General features: G+C 57.7%; 17 protein-coding genes and 1 pseudogene. 9 read left to right on the forward strand and 9 right to left on the reverse strand.

Annotated elements, in window-relative coordinates:
* Nucleotides 1-263 (reverse strand): hypothetical protein (locus AYR66_RS29605; RefSeq protein ID WP_206047188.1); only part of this gene is annotated, 263 nt, incomplete at its 3' end.
* 590 nt (nt 264-853) lie between these two features.
* Entirely contained in the window at nt 854-1,813 is a 960-nt protein-coding gene (locus AYR66_RS15415) for a LysR family transcriptional regulator (protein WP_088708231.1), read from the reverse strand.
* A gap of 240 nt (nt 1,814-2,053) precedes the next feature.
* Between AYR66_RS15415 and AYR66_RS15420 the strand changes: the two genes are divergently transcribed.
* The 3 genes from AYR66_RS15420 (at nt 2,054) to AYR66_RS15430 (ending at nt 8,296) form a co-directional block, all read left to right on the forward strand.
* Nucleotides 2,054-3,559, forward strand: a complete 1,506-nt coding sequence (locus AYR66_RS15420; RefSeq protein ID WP_088708232.1) for a CoA-acylating methylmalonate-semialdehyde dehydrogenase — start codon at nt 2,054-2,056, stop codon at nt 3,557-3,559.
* A 336-nt stretch (nt 3,560-3,895) separates the two neighbouring features.
* The gene (locus AYR66_RS15425; protein WP_088708233.1) at nt 3,896-7,351 is read left to right on the forward strand and encodes a pyruvate carboxylase; all 3,456 of its coding nucleotides are present in this window, start codon (nt 3,896-3,898) and stop codon (nt 7,349-7,351) included.
* Between the two features lie 198 nt (nt 7,352-7,549).
* Nucleotides 7,550-8,296 (forward strand): NADPH-dependent F420 reductase, encoded by a 747-nt coding sequence (locus tag AYR66_RS15430; protein WP_088708234.1) that lies wholly within the window; start codon nt 7,550-7,552, stop codon nt 8,294-8,296.
* Between the two features lie 187 nt (nt 8,297-8,483).
* Here the strand turns inward: AYR66_RS15430 and AYR66_RS30435 are convergent, their stop codons facing one another.
* The 5 genes and pseudogenes from AYR66_RS30435 to AYR66_RS15450 form a co-directional block, all read right to left on the reverse strand.
* A complete protein-coding gene (locus AYR66_RS30435) occupies nt 8,484-10,049 on the reverse strand; it encodes a methyl-accepting chemotaxis protein (RefSeq protein WP_088708235.1) in 1,566 nt (521 codons plus the stop codon).
* Nucleotides 10,050-11,371: 1,322 nt separating this feature from the next.
* Nucleotides 11,372-11,578 carry a hypothetical protein gene (locus AYR66_RS15440; RefSeq protein WP_088708236.1) on the reverse strand — a complete coding sequence of 69 codons (207 nt, stop codon included), beginning with the start codon at nt 11,576-11,578 and terminating at the stop codon, nt 11,372-11,374.
* A 140-nt stretch (nt 11,579-11,718) separates the two neighbouring features.
* Nucleotides 11,719-12,174 (reverse strand): type IV toxin-antitoxin system AbiEi family antitoxin domain-containing protein, encoded by a 456-nt coding sequence (locus AYR66_RS15445; protein ID WP_234814913.1) that lies wholly within the window; start codon nt 12,172-12,174, stop codon nt 11,719-11,721.
* Nucleotides 12,175-12,201: 27 nt separating this feature from the next.
* A pseudogene (locus AYR66_RS30585) lies at nt 12,202-12,345 on the reverse strand (type IV toxin-antitoxin system AbiEi family antitoxin domain-containing protein); the annotation flags it as partial.
* A 28-nt stretch (nt 12,346-12,373) separates the two neighbouring features.
* Entirely contained in the window at nt 12,374-12,817 is a 444-nt protein-coding gene (locus AYR66_RS15450) for a hypothetical protein (RefSeq protein ID WP_141104086.1), read from the reverse strand.
* 184 nt (nt 12,818-13,001) lie between these two features.
* On the opposite strand from AYR66_RS15450, the gene AYR66_RS15455 reads away from it, so the two are divergent.
* Complete coding sequence (locus tag AYR66_RS15455) at nt 13,002-13,217, forward strand: helix-turn-helix transcriptional regulator (protein ID WP_272938368.1); 216 nt, start codon at nt 13,002-13,004, stop codon at nt 13,215-13,217.
* A gap of 216 nt (nt 13,218-13,433) precedes the next feature.
* Here the strand turns inward: AYR66_RS15455 and AYR66_RS15460 are convergent, their stop codons facing one another.
* Both AYR66_RS15460 and AYR66_RS15465 read right to left on the reverse strand, forming a co-directional pair.
* The gene (locus AYR66_RS15460) at nt 13,434-14,630 is read right to left on the reverse strand and encodes a molybdopterin cofactor-binding domain-containing protein (protein ID WP_088708240.1); all 1,197 of its coding nucleotides are present in this window, start codon (nt 14,628-14,630) and stop codon (nt 13,434-13,436) included.
* Between the two features lie 13 nt (nt 14,631-14,643).
* Nucleotides 14,644-15,102, reverse strand: a complete 459-nt coding sequence (locus AYR66_RS15465) for a (2Fe-2S)-binding protein (protein WP_088708241.1) — start codon at nt 15,100-15,102, stop codon at nt 14,644-14,646.
* 218 nt (nt 15,103-15,320) lie between these two features.
* Between AYR66_RS15465 and AYR66_RS15470 the strand changes: the two genes are divergently transcribed.
* The 5 genes from AYR66_RS15470 to AYR66_RS15490 form a co-directional block, all read left to right on the forward strand.
* Entirely contained in the window at nt 15,321-16,262 is a 942-nt protein-coding gene (locus tag AYR66_RS15470) for a 4-hydroxyproline epimerase (RefSeq protein WP_088709837.1), read from the forward strand.
* An 8-nt stretch (nt 16,263-16,270) separates the two neighbouring features.
* Nucleotides 16,271-17,386, forward strand: a complete 1,116-nt coding sequence (locus AYR66_RS15475; protein WP_088708242.1) for an NAD(P)/FAD-dependent oxidoreductase — start codon at nt 16,271-16,273, stop codon at nt 17,384-17,386.
* The gene (locus AYR66_RS15480) at nt 17,379-17,654 is read left to right on the forward strand and encodes a (2Fe-2S)-binding protein (RefSeq protein ID WP_088708243.1); all 276 of its coding nucleotides are present in this window, start codon (nt 17,379-17,381) and stop codon (nt 17,652-17,654) included. The genes AYR66_RS15475 and AYR66_RS15480 overlap by 8 nt, the downstream gene beginning before the upstream one ends.
* Entirely contained in the window at nt 17,638-18,915 is a 1,278-nt protein-coding gene (locus tag AYR66_RS15485; protein WP_088708244.1) for an NAD(P)/FAD-dependent oxidoreductase, read from the forward strand. Before AYR66_RS15480 ends, AYR66_RS15485 begins: the two co-directional genes overlap by 17 nt.
* A gap of 23 nt (nt 18,916-18,938) precedes the next feature.
* A partial coding sequence (locus tag AYR66_RS15490) for a diguanylate cyclase domain-containing protein (protein ID WP_206047189.1) occupies nt 18,939-20,238 on the forward strand: 1,300 nt, incomplete at its 3' end.

Consider the following 20,238-nt stretch of genomic DNA (forward strand, 5'->3'; position numbering starts at 1 on the left):
CCTTGCTTGAACTGCTTCACCGCTAGAACAGTCGTATCGCCAATGGTCAACGCAGTCTTCATTCCATCGTCACACGATAAAGCGACCGCTGAAGATTGTTGATTGCCGCCTCCCGCTTGAAGCGGTTGATTGCCTCCTCCGCCACACGCGGCAACCACCGCGCAAACGATGAAGCCAGTAATGCCTGCGTATACCGGCCGTCGGTCCTTCGTCAGAAAAGCCGACATTAAAGCTGAACTACGTTTTTGAGTACAAAGCAGCAAGATCGTCTCCTTAAATTATTTTACTGTTGCACCCAAAGCGTAGTTACTTAGTCACTCTTGAGTTAGTCCATTATTAGTGATCGGTTGTGCAAAAACGAGCTTGCCTGATACTGGAAATTGTGGTCGCATGCATAGATGCGGATGATTTAAACGTGCCGGCGCTGCGCATTGGCACACAAAGCTAGAAAAAGCCACCTAACCTGGCTTGTGCAGGATATCTACCCGCGTCGGCGTGGAGATCGGCACCAATCTGCGAGCACGTTTCCGCATGCACTGACAGCAACAGATGGCATGGTGTATGGCTTACGCGAATCCTAGATAGTGGCGCGCCACACGGCTGATCGCGCAGCCATCTTTACGGTCGCACGTAACGTTGACGCAAGCACGCGTCGGCAGCCATGCAGTCAGGTCAGCGGATTTAAGCAGTTGGAAGGAGCGGGTGCAATGGAATTGACGTTCTAACAGCTTCTATCAATTACGGTTGCCATAAATGCCACTAACCGTTGACCTTTCTTGGAAGCGGACAACGGGATTGCATACAACGCATGGGTTGGCGAGACACACGCAGAAACGGTCAGCTTACTACGACTTCAGGTCGTGGCACCGCCGAATGGTAAGCGCTGCAAAATTGTCTCACCAGGTTTGGCCAAAAATAGCTGTTCGTTCGTTTCGATTTCTGCTGCGATGAAATCTGCTACTGCACGAACATGCGGAGCCTTTCGATGATCTTCATGAATGTGCATATGGAAGCTACGTGTCAGCGAGACCTGCTCGGGTAATACGGCAACGAGGTTAGGAAAATTGGACGCGATAAATACTGGAAGAATGCATAACCCACCGCCGGATAGCGTGGCGTAAAGTTGGGCCAGTAGATTGGTACTGCGCAACTTCGGGGTAATCCCGTTGACGACTGCGTTGAGGTAGTCGAGTTCGGGAAAGAAGACGAATTCTTCAACGTAGCCAATGAAAGGATGTTGTCGAAAATCTTCCTTCGTCTTAATTGAGGGCGCTGACTGAAGGTAATCGGCTGATGCATAAACGAAAAGCCGGTAGTCGGTTAGGCGTCGCGAAACAATTCGCGCGTGCTCGGTTCGTGAGAACCCGATCGCGATGTGGGCTTCCCGTTTCGATAAACTGAATATTCGCGTTGTTGCCATTATCTCAATGTTAAGCGCCGGGTGCTTGTCAGTGAGAATATGCATACGCGGCGCCAGGAAAGTGCTTCCTAGACCATCCGGCGCTCCTATACGAACCGTACCCGATATAGCTTTATCGCGTTGGTTTGCAACGCCCCGTGCGGCGAGAATCGAGCTTTCAATGGTTTCTGCCAGTTCCAGTAGGCGCTCGCCAGCCGGCGTTAAGCCATAACCAGTATTACTTTTCAGGAAAAGCCGGGCATCCAACTGCTCCTCAAGTGCCTGAATATGACGGGCAACAGTTGTATGTTGCGTGTCAAGGAGGTCCGCTGCAGCGGATAGTGTGCCCGTTCGCACCACAGCGAGAAAATACCTGAAATCATCCCATCTCTGAGTCGGCTTTCTGTTGCCCATAAAAATCAGTCAATATTTAAGAGTATCGGGAATACTGTTTTCCAAATAGTAATGCTCCTTATCGAAGGCGTCCACCCTAGTACCTGACAGTTTCCCATCCGGGCTTAATCTTTCTGAGCGTCCTTACAGCTCCTGAAGATTGATCAATTAATGCACAAAGCTTGTGGATGTTTTGCCTTTCATTAACGTGGAAGGCGTTGGTACGCTTCGACTGTACATTACCCCTACAAGGAGATATCGATGACTTACCCTTCCGTTCCACTCGTGCCGCTGCTGATCAACGGCGAATTTGTGCAATCCAAGACCACGGAGTGGAGGGATGTCATTAACCCCGCCACACAAGAAGTCCTTGCACGTGTGCCACTGGCAACCCCAGCCGAGATGGAAGCTGCAGTCGCAAGCGCGAAAGCGGCGTTCTCTACATGGCGCAAGACGCCAATCGGCCAGCGTGCCCGCGTATTTCTAAAGTACCAGCAACTCATTCGTGACAACATTAAATCTTTGGCCGCCACTCTTACCGCTGAACAGGGGAAGACCTTGGCTGACGCCGAGGGCGATGTGTTTCGCGGACTCGAAGTCGTAGAGCATGCTGCGTCAATCGGTAACCTTCAGCTAGGTGAGCTCGCGAATAACGTAGCCAAAGGCGTGGATACCTACACGCTGCTGCAGCCTATCGGCGTGTGTGCAGGAATCACGCCATTCAATTTTCCGGCAATGATTCCGCTCTGGATGTTTCCGATGGCTATTGCGTGTGGCAATACCTTCGTCCTCAAACCCTCCGAGCAGGATCCACTCGTCACAATGCGCTTGGTGGAGTTGGCGCTAGAAGCTGGCATCCCGAAGGGAGTGCTGAACGTCGTTCACGGCGCAGCCGACATCGTCAATGCAATTTGCGACCACCCGGACATTAAGGCGGTTTCCTTCGTTGGTTCAACCAGGGTTGGTACGCATGTGTACGAACGCGCAACGCTCGCCGGCAAACGCGTGCAATGCATGATGGGTGCAAAGAACCATGCCATTGTGATGCCAGACGCAAACAAGGAACAGGCCTTGAACGCACTTGTGGGCGCGGCGTTTGGCGCGGCAGGCCAGCGCTGCATGGCATTACCTGTTGCGGTTTTGGTCGGCGAGGCGCGCAACTGGATTCCGGATCTTGTAGCAAAGGCTAGAGCGTTGCGCGTAGGGCCGGGAAAGGACAATCCAGACCTCGGGCCGGTGATCTCACGTGCGGCAAAAGAACGGGTCGAGGCCATGATCGCGCGGGGTGAACAGCAAGGGGCTACGTTGGAACTTGATGGACGCATCCGCAATCCGTCCACCGAGATAAGCGCAGGTAATTTTGTCGGCCCGACGATTTTCTCTAAAGTGAAGCCTGGCATGGTGATTTACGATGAAGAGATTTTCGGGCCAGTTCTCTGCGTGACTGAGGCAGATACTCTTGAAGATGCCATTGCCTTGATCAATGCCAATCCCAATGGAAACGGTACTGCGATCTTTACGCAATCCGGCGCTGCAGCTCGCAAATTCGAGGAAGACATCGATGTGGGCCAAGTTGGTATTAACGTGCCGATCCCAGTGCCAGTACCGATGTTCTCGTTCACAGGATCGCGCGCTTCGAAGCTAGGTGACTTGGGTCCCTATGGTAAGCAGGTGGTGCTGTTCTATACGCAGACCAAGACTGTGACCGCTCGTTGGTTCGAGGATGACGTATCTACAGGCGTCAACACGACGATCAGTATGCAGTGACCGATGTAGAGTCATGAGACATGCTGTTTGGCGCATATACCGCGCTGCGCAGCATGTCTTTTGCATTTAGTAGGATACTTGTCAGACGGGGAATTGATGAGTGAAAGTCTGCTGCCCAGCGTTATTGATCATAATCTTTCTCGCCGTGCCGGTACCGTCTGAACCCGAAATTGATGGTTTCCTGATGGATCGCCGCATCTTTCGGTTGTCCATCCCCTTAAAGCCAAGGCATCCACACCAATCCGCAGAACTCCGCTGTGTCAGTTCGTACCCGCTTTTCCAATGGCCCGGATAGGACAGTACTCGACCTGATTCACTCATTTCTTAAGCCAAGCTATGCGCACGATCCACAAAGTCCTCGTCGCCAACCGCTCCGAGATCGCCATCCGCGTGATGCGGGCGGCCGCCGAACTCGGCATCCGCACCGTCGCCATTTATGCCAATGAGGATAAGTTCGCCCTGCATCGCTTCAAGGCGGACGAGTCCTATCTCGTCGGCGAAGGCAAGAAGCCGATTGCCGCCTACCTCGACATCGACGACATCATTCGGATCGCGAAGGAAGCGCATGTCGATGCGATCCATCCCGGCTACGGTTTTCTCTCGGAGAATCCCGACTTTGCAGAAGCCTGCGCCAAGAACGGCATCACCTTCATCGGCCCGCAGCCGGAGGTCATGCGCACGCTGGGCAACAAGGTAGCGGCACGCAATGCCGCGGTCGCAGCCGGCGTACCTGTCGTGCCGGCAACCAAGGCACTACCGCATGAGATCGAGCAGGCGAAGAAGATGGCAGCCGAGATCGGCTACCCGCTGATGCTCAAGGCTAGCTGGGGCGGCGGCGGGCGCGGCATGCGCGTGATCGAATCGGAAGCCGAACTGCCGGGCCAGCTGGAAGTTGCACGCCGCGAAGCGCTTGCTGCATTCGGCAATGACGAGATGTACCTCGAGAAGCTGGTACGCCGCGCGCGCCATGTCGAGGTACAGCTGATGGGCGACAAGCACGGCAACCTGGTACACCTGTTCGAGCGCGACTGCTCGGTACAGCGGCGCAATCAAAAGGTGGTGGAACGCGCGCCCGCGCCCTATCTCGACGACCAGACCCGCACCGAGCTTTGCGATGCGGCTTTACGCCTGGGTCGCGCAGTCAACTACACCCACGCCGGCACCGTCGAATTCCTGATGGACGCCGACACCAACAAGTTTTACTTCATCGAGGTCAATCCGCGCATCCAGGTGGAGCACACCGTTACCGAGCAAGTGACCGGCATCGATATCGTCAAGGCGCAGATCCGCGTCTCCGAGGGCATGGCCATCGGCGAGAAGGATGAACACGGCGCCGGCATCCCCGCGCAGGAAGATATCCGCCTGAACGGCCACGCGCTGCAATGCCGGGTGACGACGGAAGACCCGGAAAACAATTTCACCCCCGACTACGGCCGACTGGTCGCCTATCGCAGCGCGGCGGGCTTCGGTGTCCGTCTCGACGGCGGTACAGCCTACTCGGGCGCGGTGATCACACCCTACTACGATTCGCTGCTGGTCAAGGTCACCGCATGGGCGCCGACCTCGGACGAGGCAATTGCGCGCATGGACCGCGCGCTGCGCGAGTTCCGCATCCGTGGCGTGTCGACCAACCTGCCCTTCCTCGAGAACGTCATTAACCATGAGCAGTTCAAGTCGGGTGCATGCATCACGCGCTTCATCGATACCACCCCGGAACTGTTCCAGTTTGCCAAGCGGCGTGACCGTGCGACGCGCCTGCTGCGCTTCATCGGCGATGTCGTCGTCAACGGCAATCCGGAGATGAAGGGACGCAAGGGCGTCGAGGGCATTATCCCGACGCCGCTGCTGCCTACCGTGCATCGCTCGGAACCGATCCTCCCAGGCTCGCGCGACAAGTTCAAGGAACTGGGTGCGGAGAAATTTGCGCAGTGGATGAAGGAGCAGCCGCAAGTCCTGCTGACCGACACCACCATGCGCGACGCGCACCAGTCGCTGTTTGCCACCCGCATGCGCACCGCCGACATGCGTGCCATCGCGCCCTACTACGCACGCATGCTGCCCAACCTGTTCTCGATGGAGTGCTGGGGCGGCGCGACCTTCGACGTGGCGATGCGCTTCCTGAAGGAAGACCCGTGGGATCGCCTCTCGCAACTCCGCGAGGAGGTGCCCAACATCCTGTTCCAGATGCTGCTGCGCGCGTCCAATGCCGTGGGCTACACCAACTACGCGGATAACGTGGTGAAGCACTTCGTCGACCAGGCAGCCAGGGGCGGCGTCGACCTGTTCCGCGTGTTCGATTCGCTCAATTGGGTGGAAAACATGCGCGTGGCCATCGACGCGGTGCGCGAATCCGGTGCGCTGTGCGAAGGCGCGATCTGCTACACCGGCGATCCCTTCGATCCGACGCGTCCGAAGTACAGCCTGAAGTACTACGTCAACATGGCAAAGGAACTGGAGAAGGCCGGCGTCAACATCCTCGGCATCAAGGACATGGCCGGCGTGTGCAAGCCGCACGCGGCACGTGAACTGGTGAAGGCGTTGAAGGAAGAAGTGGGCCTGCCGATTCACTTCCATACGCACGACACAAGCGGCATTGCCGCCGCCTCCGTGCTGGCAGCCGTGGAAGCCGGATGCGACGCGGTCGACGGGGCGATGGACGCGATGAGCGGCCTGACCTCGCAGCCCAACCTCGGTTCGATCGCTGCCGCGCTGCAGGGCACGGAACGCGATCCGAAGATGGACAAGCAGGCGATGTTCGCGATCTCCCAATACTGGGAAGGCGTGCGCCGCCAGTACGAGCCCTTCGAAGCGGACATGCGGTCCGGCACTTCGGACGTGTACCGCCACGAAATGCCGGGCGGCCAGTACACGAACCTGCGCGAGCAGGCGCGCGCGATGGGTATCGACCACCGCTGGACGGAAGTTGCGCAAGCCTATGCCGACGTCAACCAGCTGTTCGGCGACATCGTGAAGGTGACGCCGACCTCGAAGGTGGTGGGTGATATGGCGCTGTTCATGGTCGCCAACGACCTGACGCCGGAGGACGTGAAGAATCCTGACAAGGAAATTGCTTTCCCCGAATCGGTGATTTCGCTGTTCAAGGGCGAACTCGGCTTTCCGCCCGACGGTTTCCCCAAGGAGCTGGAGAAAAAGGTCCTGAAGGGCGACAAGCCGATGGTCGGCCGTCCGGGAGCGAACCTGCCGCCGGTCGACCTGGCCAAGGCGAAGGAAGAAGCAGAAAAGGCGGTCAGCCGTGCGATCTCCGAGCAGGAACTGGCGTCTTACCTGATGTACCCGAAGGTCTTTCGCGACTATGCTGAGCATCGCCGCAACTACGGCGACGTGAGCGTGCTGCCCACGCAGGTGTTCTTCTATGGCTTGAAGGAAGGCCAGGAAATCTCGGTCGATATTGACCAGGGCAAGACACTGATGATGCGCCTGCAAGGGCGCACCGAACTGGAGGAAGAAGGCCAGAGCAAGCTGTTCTTCGAGCTCAACGGACAGGCACGCATGGTGCGCATCGACAAGGCGGGTGCCCTGAAGCTGGTCACGCATCCACGCGCGCAGGATGGCAATGCCAGCCACATCGGTGCGCCCATGCCAGGCATGATCGTGACGCTGGCGGTGAAACCCGGGCAGAAGGTAGCCAAGGGCGACCCGCTGGTTTCCATCGAAGCTATGAAGATGGAAACCATGATCCGGGCCGAACGGGATGCCATCGTGAAACAAACCCATGTCAAACCGGGCGCTGTTGTAGCGGCAAAGGATTTGTTGGTTGAGTTCGAACGGTGAGTGCGCCACGCTAGAAGGGCTGAAATGATTACGCATAGTATTGACGCGCTCTGATGCTACTGGGGACAGTGTCCTTGATCGTGTCCCTAGCTTTAACCAGATAAAGAACTCCTTCAGGTATTCGAAACTCGTAATGAAGGATGTATTTGAAATCATCGAACAGCTTGCGAGTAGTTGTCGTTATTGAAGGGAAATGTGATGAAGATCGGAATTCTTGGTACCGGACACATTGGCAAGACGTTGGCACGTACGCTCGGTGCGGCTGGGCATGACGTGAAGGTAGCCAACTCGCGGAGCCCCGAGACTATCGAGACTGATGTACTAGAGCTTGGCGCACGCCCAGTCACGGCGACGGACGCCGTGGAGAACGTCGACGTCGTTATTCTCTCTGTCCCGTTAAATCGCCTTCCTGAAATTGCACCACTTATCACTAAGCTGAGTGCCGAGACGGTCGTTATCGATACTTCGAACTACTACCCATTTCGGGATGGGAAGATTGAAGCCATTGAAGCGGGGCAAGTCGAAAGCGAATGGGTGGCTCGGCAGTTGGGACGACCAATCGTGAAGGCGTGGAATGCAATCGGATCGGACTCCTTTGCAAGGAAGGGAACACCTCCGGGAACACCGGGCCGCATTGCTATTCCTGTTGCAGCGGATCGGGAAGTGGATCGTAAGGTGGGAATGTCGCTAGTTGAGGACACTGGGTTCGATGCCGTCGATGCGGGCATGCTTGCAGACTCTTGGCGACAGCAACCTGGCGCGCCTGGGTATTGCACAGATTTGATCCGCGAGGAGCTTCAAGCGGCGCTGACTGCAGCCGAAAGATCTCGGCTGCCCAAGCGACGCGACCTGGCGGTCCAGGCAATGCAAGAGCGCATTGGTGACACTACAACGAACCCGGATGCGGACTACGCCGTTCGGCTGAGTCGTGCCTTGTATATGTAATACATTCAATTAAGTTTAGTAAAAAGCGAGACGTTTACCCTTGAAAAAGCGGTCAGTTCAACGCCTCCGCGCGCATGCGATCAGCGAGTAACACAACGAAACTGTGCGACTTCGTGCTTGGCACAGCAAGTATTCGTATTACGCGCTGAATAAGCACGTTGTGTTCGGCCGCAATTTGGGATACGAGCTATTCCAATGCAAGCATGGTGTGACTTTTGTGAATAACGCGGAATACCCCGACCGCATCAGCCAGTACGCTCGCTCTTTCTTGCATCGCGCCGGCGACTGATGCAGCCTCCTGCACCAACACAGCATTTTGCTGCGTGACCTTGTCCATCTCGTTGATGGCCTTATTCACCTGTTCGATACCGGCACTTTGTTCTTCGCTGGCCGCCAGAATCTCAGCCATGATGTCGGTCACGCGCCTGACGCTGCTGACTACCTCTTCCATTGTAGAGCCGGCCTGGTTGACTAGTTCGCTTCCCGAATCAACCTTGTCGACGGAATCGCCGATTAGCGCTTTGATTTCCTTGGCCGCAGACGCGGAACGTTGCGCTAGGTTGCGCACTTCAGCGGCGACCACAGCAAAACCGCGTCCCTGCTCTCCCGCACGTGCCGCTTCGACAGCCGCATTAAGGGAAAGGATGTTAGTTTGGAATGCAATGCCATCGATGACGCTGATGATATCGACAATCTTGCGCGAACTGTCCTTGATGGACGCCATGGTATCGACCACGTTCCGAACAACTTCGCCACCCTTGGTGGCAATGGCCGACGTGGATTGCACCAACTGGTTGGCCTGACGCGCATTTTCAGTGTTCTGCTGCACGGTCGCAGTCAGCTCTTCCATTGCCGAGGCTGTCTCTTCCAGCGATCCCGCCTGCGATTCGGTGCGTGCAGAAAGGTCCGCATTGCCTGCGGCAAGCTGTTGCGAGACGCCGCCAATTGTATCGGTGGTGCTGCGGACATCGCTGATGATGGAGTTCAGGCTTCCGTTCATCTTGCCCAGTGCGTCGAACAGTTGGGCGATCTCGTCGCGATGTTTGTCATTGATCTCGGTGGTCAGGTCTCCGGAAGCGACGATGCTGGCAACGCTAACTGCTTGGTTCAGCGGCGCAGTAATGCTGTGCGTGATGCGCCAAGAAATCAACGCACCGATGCAGATTGCCATAATTGTCAGAACAACAAGCAACGACAAAAGATCGCTGTCCGCAGCCTCTGAATCGGTAAGTACCTTCTTTTCAGCCTCACGCTGGATGGCAAGCAGCTTGTCAATCTCCGCCACAGATTTCATGTTTAGTGGGTCGATATATGTGGTGATTACCGCGGCGGCGCCCTCAAAATTCATATTCTGCCCCTGCAAGACCGCGATCTTGTATTGCGGCGCAAGGTTCTTCTCGATTTTTTTTAGTTCAGCAAGAATGTCCTTTTCGCCATCAGAAAGTGGAAGCTCAATCAGTTTTGCATACGCCTGGTTATACAAGGCGTTCTGCTTTTCGACACGTTCCTTCTGAATATCGACGGTCGATATATCAAGCATGTTGCGCATCGCTATGCCGCTTTGCATCAGCGCACTTTTCATGTCCGCTACGAGATCTGCCTTCAAATTGGCAGTTCCCAGTCCTTCCTTGAGGGCTTTTCTGTTTTGGTTGACCAGCAGTGCGCTCACCGTGACAACCACTGTTAGCAGTGCAAGGATGACGGCAAATCCAATTCCCAATCGGGTTCCAATCCGCACGTTACGCAAGTTCATAAGGGTCTCCTTCGCCTAAATTGGCAGCTTCATTGCCCTCATGCCTGCGGCGCGCCCAGATCACTTCGGGTCTTCTTAAGTTCGGACCGATCCGAACATCACGCGGGCAGCGTTGTTATAGTGCAATGACTCACCAGCTTATTTATTAATTGGTTGGGAGGCGAGCCAAGAAAAGACACAAGCGGTGTGCTTTTTGTCCACTTGAACTGAATGACTAATTAATGTACGAGGCAGGTAGCGATGGTACGACCTCAGGATTTCACTCGATGCCCGACCGGATATGAATGAAAGTACATAAAGGATTTATGAATTCATAAATCCTTTATGTATTCGTATGTAAAGTCCGCAATAAGAAGATGACATTACTTCTCGAATGTTGCGTTCCTTCACTCGATTTTCGTTCAGGAAGGTGGAGAAAGTCGTGCTGGCACGTGTGGCGACGACGTACTCAGCGAATTCACGGCTAGCTGAGTTGAGCAGAGGAAGGCTTACGGGCACCCGCCGCACCGGTCGTCCTACGCCATCGGGCCGGGGTTCTCGCCATCGAGTTCGAAATCTTCAAAGCTGTCGATGGCGAAAACGAACTGATCTGATTGCGATTACAAGACTGTTCCTTTCGCGCGTCGCCATCCATCATCGATCAGTGATATTCGATTCATGTATCAGTTCCCGGAGCTAGTGCGTCGGCTACAGGCAAGCTCGTCTCAAATAAGCAACAGATTTTAGTTATACACAAACGGGCGGATTTTTCGGGCAGTTGTCTGATTTTCCTTGAGTGACGCACCGCATCAGAGCATCTTTTCTAAGGAGAACATTTAAACGCAAATTAAACCAGACGCGTCAAGCTAACTGAAACACGAATGCCGAGAATATGTGCAAAGACTCTGAGTACGTCGCAGGACATCGCACTGGTAACAGACACCAGTTCTTGAGCCCACTTGATGGATCGTACGAAGGCAATGGACCCGGAGCTCGGTTTGGATCACTTGCGGAATGTGAAGCTTGGTTCAATCGAATTCGGGCGAAGTTTGCAAACGATCAAAATACGTCCTGTGATAGTGGAACGAGTTCTGAATTTTGGAACCATTACAGCGGAGAATGCGTTGAATATTCACGCCATGGATTCGACTACTGGGAGTGGCGACTTACGCGACGTGGTTGGGCGGTCTTAACGGATAGCGGCTGGGTTCTTAATTCGGACCTCTCCGAACCGCTTGGTAGCATCAAAAATTCTGTGCGGTGAGGCCGTTTCAAAGCACCAACTCATGCCCATACTTGAATGCACTCATCAAACATGATGTCGAACTGGCTGGCTTCTTGCGTCACGCAATAGGCGGCACGATCCAATCTTTCTCTGTTTCGCGCAACGCAAGATAGAGCAATCTTTGGGCGATCTCATGGGTTAGGAAGTCACTCCGATTCTTTACTGTCTTGTGCAGCAGCATGTGCATAATCTCGGTGGCGCTTGTCTTGCAAATCACTCTTTGCACCGCAATGAATATGCGAAGAACGAGATCGCCTTCGCCCATCTCCGCCGTCCCATCCCCAGAAAAAGTCGTTGATTTGTTACTCCTGACGCTCCATGGCGCAGATCTCACGTTCGCTGTATTAAATGTGCGATGCGGGTCAAAATGTGAATCTACGGATGTGCAAACAGACATCAAGGCACTCAAGGCGACTCAGTTCGTTTGTGCCATATCAATGATGCTAGATAAGGATGTAAGACTTCTTCAACCTGCAAAATCTTTGCATAGTGCAGCAATTCTTCTATATCTAGGCGATTGCTGATCCACGCCTGGCGAAGAGCATTCAGTGCAACTTGAAAGCCGATTCTTCGATGAAATCTGAAACAGTCTGCTACCGTTTTAGCGACGCCGTAGACTCGAATTTGTAAACCGTTCACTACATGTGTTTCGATTCCGGACGAGAACGCTGCACCTGAGAGCCGAGCATAATAAAGTTTTGAAGGAGTTATTTTTGGCGGCTTGTATTGTGGTGGGACTGCTAACCAAATGCCACGCTCCAGATGCGTTTCTATATGAAAAAAACGCAAAGCGCTGAAGAGGCAAAACACTCCTTTCCTCATTTGAACAGCAACTTTCAAGAGTTCTTCATGCTCGGACATAGGGGCATTAGCGTCTCGGTATAGCCCTCGACTCACGCGCTCTATTTGTCCCCCTCTTACCAAGCGAGTCAATGCTACACGCGGTGCTCCTGCCTGTTCCGCGTCACTAACCCTAAAGTACGGGCGCTCCTTTGAAAGAAGCAAAATGGATTCAGCATGCGTAGTTCTCATGTATCCGTACAAAAGTCATCGCTTCGAGTTAAATCCCAAGGGGGCCAACCCGTATTCCCATCTGTCGCCCCGCATCTGTTACAACGAATTTGCGCTTTGCTTGTGAAGACAAAGCGAGAGTCTTTGTAATCTTGATATAGCCGACTCTAGAGACCGCCACGATGGAAATCAGGGTTTGGAGGTGCCTAATTGAGTTGGCAATCTCTTTCGGCGTTTTAGGGGCCCGTCCTGGATAGCTTTCTGCAGTAAGGGCAGTTTCACAAAGATCTTTGATTTGCACGTTCACGCCGTCGTACCGGCTTTCGTTGGATGTAGCAAATTCTGCCAGGTCATGAAGTTCATCTAGCATTTCCGGCGTCAACGTTGCTAACCAATCGCCGATACCGAAGCGCGCCTCGGCGCGTCTTGCAGCCAAGAATGCCCTCAATGAATTTCCATATGAGGCGGCGACTTCAGCAAAACTTTTATTCATGATTCAAGAACGTCCTGCGTTATGGCAGCCACGCAAGACTAGATTGGTTATTTAACAAGGGATCGGCCGAGCCGGGATGGAATTCCCAGCATACTGGGAAGACAAATAATAGCGCACTTGAGAGATTCCCCGAAAACAAGGGGGAATTTTGGAACAAGGAATTGCAAGTAGTTTTGGGAGAGTATTGCGACAGTTGAGGCTTTCCGCAGGCATGACGCAGGAAGCGCTGGCTTTGGAAGCAGGGCTACAACGAAAGTACATATCAAACTTAGAGCTAGGTGAGTATCAGCCGACACTAACCACAGTGTTCAAGCTTGCAGGCGCATTGGAGATAGAGCCAAGCGCTTTGGTCGCCCTCGTGCATGCGGAAGTATCCAGGGCAGAGGGATCAAAAAAGTAGTACTTCTGATCGAAGCCGGACCCCGGGTATTTCATTTGAGTGCGCACATAGCATGAAGGCGAATCGCCTTTACTAGACACTCAACGACGCTTCAACAAAAGTCTCACGTTCATTTTTGATTTGCTGACTAGACATTTCAGGATAAAGAGGTGCTGTCTAGTTTTTTGAGCTGAAGTGCGGAATTATTGCTGCAACACTGCAGCTCCGCTGGCTCACTCACTTTTTGTCTAGCTTCATCTTTACACATAAAGCACGGATGCGCACCTTGTCCATATCGAGGCCGAACAGCTTGGCCAGCACCGCCTGGTCGACGGTCTGCATCTGCTCGCCGTTCCAGACTTCGCAGCCATCCTTGCCGAGCCGGATCACGCAGTTCATCGGTTCCATCGCTGCATGGGCGAGGTAGGGGAAGTCGTACGCGGCATCGAAGGTGCGGGCCGCCTTCGACAGCGCGGCATCGGCGTCGCCATTGCTGGCGGCGACCTTGCCGGGCGACTTCGCCAGCTCCTGGTATTTCGCCATGATCTGTTCGCTGCCGAGCTGGAAGGCATTGCTCTCGTCCCATTCGACGGACAAGGCATCACGTCCCTTCTTCGCGCTCCAGGTGTCTTTTGCGAGCACAGCGACGCCGCTGGGTATCTGCACTACATTGACAACCCCCTTGACCGCTTTCGCGCGGGTCGCATCGAAGGACTTCACTTGCGCGCCGAAACGCGGCGCATGCGCGACTACCGCCGTCAGCATGCCGGGCAGGTGGATGTCTTGCGTGAAGACCGCCTTGCCGGTGGTCTTGGCAACGCTGTCCTTGCGTGGGATGCGCTTGCCGACCAGGGTGAAATCCTTCGGGTCCTTCAGCTTCACGCTGGCCGGCGCCGCTTCATCCGATGCCGCGCGGGCGAGCTGCCCGAAGCTGGCCTTCTTGCCGGAACCCGGGTGCGTCACCGTGCCGTTGGACACGCGGATCTCAGCGGCTGGCACCTTCCACTGCTGCGCGGCGGCGGAGACCAGCATCGCGCGCGCGGAGGCCCCCGCGTGCCGCAATTGGTCCCACGAGTTGGCCATCGCCGTGCTGCCGCCGGTGCCTTGCGCTTCGCCCCAGAACAGGTTGTTGTAGCGCTTGGCGTCGGCGGGCGCGCTTTCGACGCGCACCTGCGACCAGTCGGCATCCAGCTCTTCCGCCACGATGGTGGCGAGACCGGTATAGGTGCCCTGCCCCATTTCGAGATGCTTGGAAATCACGGTTACGGTGTTGTCTTCGGCGATGCGCAGGAAGGCATTCGGCTCGAAACTCATCGCGGCCTTCTTGCCGGTTGCGGCAGCGCCGGACACCGGCAGGTAGATGGCCAGCGTCAGTCCCGCAGTGCCCTGTAGGAAGCGGCGGCGGCTTTCATTTTCGATGCGTGCAGTCGTCATGCTCGTTCCCCTTTCAAGCCAGCGAATTGGCGGCTTCATGGATGGCTGCGCGGATGCGGACGTAGGTGCCGCAGCGGCAGACGTTGCCGGCCATCGCGGTGTCGATGTCGGCGTCGGTGGGTTTGCGATTGGTCCGCAGGAGCGCCACGGCGCTCATGATCTGGCCCGACTGGCAGTAGCCGCACTGCACCACGTCGAGCTTCTGCCAGGCTGCCTGCACCGCCTTGCCCACGCGCTCGGCATCGACGCCTTCGATGGTGACGATGTTCTTGCCCGCTGCCGCCGATACCGGCGTGCTGCAGGAACGCACCGGCTGGCCGTCCAGATGCACGGTGCAGGCGCCGCAGAGAGCCATGCCGCAGCCGAATTTGGTGCCGGTGAGCTGCAGCGTATCGCGCAGGACCCACAGCAGGGGCGTATCCGGTTCGGCATCGACGCGGGTGGCCTTGCCATTGATATTGAGTGTGATCATCGACGGCTCCAGTGAAAAAGGCGGTGGTTGGGGTGACTGCTATTTTCTCCGGCTCCTTGTCATTCCGTTAGCCAAATTCTCCGGAATTCTTGCCTTATTCTCCGATGCTTTCATTTATGTCAATACACTTTCCGGGAAAGAACGACTATGCCGAACTCGTCATGAAAGCGCGGGTGCCGCGCCAAGACGGCCGTCATGTCCAGGCCTACCATGGCGCCATGCATACCATCTCTGTCATCGATTCCCATACCGGCGGCGAACCGACCCGCCTGATCGTTTCCGGCGGACCGGACCTTGGCAGCGGGCCGCTGTCGCAGCGGCTCGAACGCTTCCGCGAAGCCTACGACCATATAAGATCCGCCGCCGTCTGCGAACCACGCGGCTCGGACGTCGTGGTCGGCGCCCTGCTTTGCGCACCGCATGACCCGAGCTGCAGCGCTGGCGTGATCTTCTTCAACAATGTGGGCTACCTCGGCATGTGCGGCCACGGAACAATCGGCCTGGTTGCATCACTGGCCCACCTCGGCCGCATCGGCACCGGTGTCCATCGCATCGAAACGCCGGTCGGCATCGTGGAATCCGAATTGCATGCCGACGGCAGCGTCACCGTGCACAACGTCCCCGCCTACCGCTCGCGCAAACGGGTTGGCGTCGATGTCGAGGGCGTCGGCCGCGTCGAGGGCGATGTCGCGTGGGGCGGCAACTGGTTCTTCCTGGTCGAGCGCCATGGCCAGCGGCTGAGCCTGGACAACACCGGTCCGCTGACCGCATTCGCGTCACGTGTGCGTCACGCGCTGGAAGCAGCCGGCATCACCGGCGACGACGGCGCACCGATTGACCATGTCGAACTGTTCGGCCCGCCGGCTGACCCGGCCAATGACAGCCGCAGTTTCGTGCTCTGTCCCGGCAATGCGTACGACCGCTCGCCCTGCGGCACCGGCACCAGCGCCAAGCTGGCCTGCCTCGCGGCGGACGGCAAGCTGGAGCCCGGGCAGACATGGCGGCAGGAAAGCATCATCGGCAGCGTATTCGAGGCGAGCTACCGGCGCGGCGATACAGCGGGACGCATCCTGCCGTCGATCCGCGGCCGCGCGCATGTGAATGCGCAGGCGACGCTGCTGCTGGATGAAAGCGATCCCTTTATTTGGGGCATACGCTGAGGCAGTCGATGGACACCGACATCGCGATCATCGGCGCCGGCATCATCGGCGCCGCTTGTGCCGACGCCCTCGCCGCACATGGCTTGCGCGTCACCGTCATCGAATGCGACGCTGTCGGCAGCGGCGCGACGGCCGCCGGCATGGGGCATCTGGTGGTGATGGACGACAACCCGGCGGAACTGGCGCTGACCGCTTACTCGCTTTCCCTGTGGCGCGGACTCACCGGCGGCAATGCCGCACGTCACGAATACAGTCATTGCGGAACACTCTGGCTCGCTGCTGACGATGAGGAACGGGAAGCAGCACGCACCAAGCAGCACACGCTGCTGGCACAGGATATCGACAGCCAATTGCTGGACGCACATGCGCTCTACGCCACCGAACCGCATTTGCGTCCGGGCCTGGCGGGAGCACTGCATGTGCCCGGCGACGGCATCGTCTATCCGCCGAAGACAGCGCGCTTCCTGCTCGAGCGCGCCCGGGGCGTGCGGCTGGTAACAGCACGCGCTGAAGCCTTGCTCCCGGAAGGCGTGCTGCTCGGTGACGGCAGCATGATCCACGCACGCACCGTGCTGGTTGCCAACGGCGCTGCCGCATTGTCCCTGTGCCCCGAACTTCCGATCCGCCCGAAGAAAGGCCATCTCGTCATCACCGACCGCTATCCCGGCACCCTGCGCCACCAGCTGGTGGAACTCGGCTATATCAAGAGCGCGCATGCCGGCGATGGCGACTCGGTCGCCTTCAATGTGCAGCCGCGCCCGACCGGACAATTGCTGATCGGATCATCGCGCCAGTTCGGGGTTACCGGCAAGGAGGCCGACATGCGTATCGTGTCGCGCATGCTGGCGCATGCCGCCGGCTACATGCCGATGCTCGCGCAGCTCAACGCGCTGCGCTGCTGGACCGGCTTTCGCGCCGCCAGCAGCGATGGCTTGCCGCTCATCGGCCCCCATCCCGGAAGGCCGAATGTCTGGCTGGCGACGGGACACGAAGGCCTGGGCATCACGACCTCGCTCGCCACCGCCGCGCTGCTCGCCGCACAGTTCACCGGCACACCGCCGGCGATTCCGGTCGCGCCCTACCTGCCCGCCCGTTTTCCCGAACTCACGCACGTCCATGAATAACACCGTCTCCCTGTCGATCGACGGCCGCGCCGTCATCGTTCCCGCAGGCATCACCGTTGCCGCCGCACTGGCAATACAGGGCAACGGATTCACACGACGCGCCATCGGCGGAGCAATGCGTACGCCGGTATGCGGGATGGGCATTTGCCAGGAATGCCGGGTCACGATCGACGGGGTTCCGCATCGCCTTGCATGCCAGACCCTGTGCGCGAACGGCATGCGGGTGGAAACGGCCAATACGGAGAATGCAATTGAATCGCGCGGTTGATGTCCTCGTCGTCGGCGCCGGTCCGGCCGGACTTTCCGCCGCGCATGCCGCGGCCTGCAGCGGCGCGCGCGTCGGTGTCATCGACGACAATCCGCACGCCGGCGGACAGATCTGGCGCGGCGGTCCCGAGGCACACACCGACGCTCGCTCATTATGGGCAGCGCTGCGTAGCATGGATAACGTGACCATGTTCCAGCAATGCCGCGTCGTGATGCCGCTCGATGAACGCATGCTGCTGGCCGAATCCGGAGGCCAGCCACTGCATTTCCGCTACGGCAGCCTGATCCTGGCGACAGGCGCGCGTGAAAGGCTGCTGCCGTTTCCGGGATGGACACTTCCTGGCGTCACCGGCGCAGGGGGATTGCAGGCACTGGCGAAGGGTGGCTATCCGGTGGGGGAAAAACGCGTGGTCGTTGCCGGGTCGGGGCCGTTGCTGCTCGCCGTTGCCGCCACGCTGCTTGAAAAAGGAGCGCGCGTCCAAGCCATCGTCGAGCAGGCGCCGCAATACAAGCTCGCGCAATTCGCGCTGTCGCTGTTTGCCACACCGGCGAAACTGCGGCAGGCGATCCAGTTGAAGGCACGACTCCGCAACATCGCCTATTGGACGAACAGCTACCCGGTCGAAGCATGCGGAAACGCGCGCCTCGAATCAGTGCGTGTACGGCGTGGAAATGATCTTGTCGATATCCCCTGCGATGCACTCGCCTGCGGTTTCGGCCTGCTCCCCAATACCGAACTGGCAAGTGCATTCGGTTGCGCGCTCGATCAGGGGGCAGTTGCCGTCGACGCGCACCAGAGCACGTCGGCGCCGCATGTTTTCAGCGCAGGCGAAAGCACCGGCGTGGGCGGCGTCGGCCTTGCACGGATCGAGGGCAGGATCGCGGGGCTCGCCGCTACCGGCAAACTGGCGGAAGCGGAAAAGCTCTTCGGCGAACGCGCCCGCTGGCAGGCATTCGCCCGCCGCCTCGCCCATGCGTTCGCATTGCGCCCGGAGTTGCGTTCGCTCTGCAAGCCGGACACGCTTGTCTGCCGCTGCGAGGACGTGCCGCACGCCGAACTCGCCATGCAGACAAGCTGGCGCAGCGCCAAGCTCCACACGCGTTGCGGCATGGGGCCTTGCCAGGGCCGTGTATGCGGCGGTGCGACGGGCTTCTTGTATGGCTGGACACCGGATTCGAGCAGGACGCCGGCCGTACCGGCACGCATATCCAGCCTGATCTCTGCAGGCGACAGCGGGCAATCGGTGGTTGCGCGGCGGTAATAAATTCGGGTTACCATAACCGAATGAAACTGCCTCGTGCCGCCACCAGCATCACCGCACGCCTGCTCATGCTTGGAGCGGCCATTGCGATCGTCGGCACGGTCATCCGATTTGTCGTGATGACAAACTTCCTGCGTGAGGACATCGGCTCGGTCGTTGCAGCGCAACAGCTTGCGCTCGCCAGCTATGTTGCCCACGACATCGACCAGAAAATCATCCAGCGTCAGCGGCTCTTGCAGCAGATGAAGGAGTCCCTGCCGATGGACTTGCTTGACCAGCCCGACAAGCTGCGCCTGTGGCTGCGCGACCATCACGAGCTGGTGCCGCTTTTCTCCTACGGCATCTTCGTTGCGGACAGGGAGGGACGGACGATTGCGGACTATCCCGCCAGACCGGAACGGAGCAACATCAATTACACAGGGCGCGACTATTTCCAGCACGCCTTGGCCGGCAAGCCATACATCGGCAGGCCGGTGATCGGACTGGCAGCCAGGGAACCAGTCCTTCCCATGTCAATACCGCTGACCGACGATCAGGGGCAGGTCAAGGCGGTACTGGCAGGCATCATCACACTGTCCGATCCCGATTTCCTCGATGTGCTGCAAACAAGCCGCATTGGGCAGGCAGGCGGATTCCTGCTCGTGTCGCCACGCGACCAGCTTTTTGTCGCGGCCAGTGATCCGAGCATGACGCTCAAGCCCACCCCGCCTGCCGGCGTCAACCTGCTGCACGACCGCGCGATGGCAGGGTTCCGCGGCACGGGAATCACCGTCAATGCGAAAGGCGTAGAGGAAATTTCTGCCATGGTATCCGTGCCGACCACGGGATGGTTCGTGGTTGCCAGGCTGCCGACCAGCGAAGCATTCGCGACCGTCACCCGCTTGAAGGACTTCGTGATCAGGAACAGCGGCCCGGCGGTCATGTTGTTCCTGATGCTTGCCTGGATCGGCATCTACTACACCTTCCGTCCCCTCTCCAGGGCTGCCGACCACGCGGACCGCATGACACGCGGCGAGATCCCGCTCGAGCCGCTGCCGATCGTGCGCAACGATGAAGTCGGACATCTCACCGAAGCGTTCAACAGGCTCCTGCTCAAACTCAGCGAAAGCCAGGCCGAGTTGAACCGCATGGCTCACCATGACGGGCTGACCGGCCTGCCCAATCGCCTGCTCCTGTCCGACCGCCTGCAACAGGCGCTTGAACGTGCATCGCGCAACAGGACGCAACTCGCGGTCCTGTGTCTCGACCTCGACGGCTTCAAGCCGGTCAACGACGCCTACGGACACGATGCCGGCGACGAAGCCTTGCGGCAGGGGGCGCGCC

Origin of the sequence: Noviherbaspirillum denitrificans (assembly GCF_002211445.1) — a bacterium.
Classification (GTDB): Bacteria; Pseudomonadota; Gammaproteobacteria; order Burkholderiales; family Burkholderiaceae_D; genus Noviherbaspirillum; species Noviherbaspirillum denitrificans.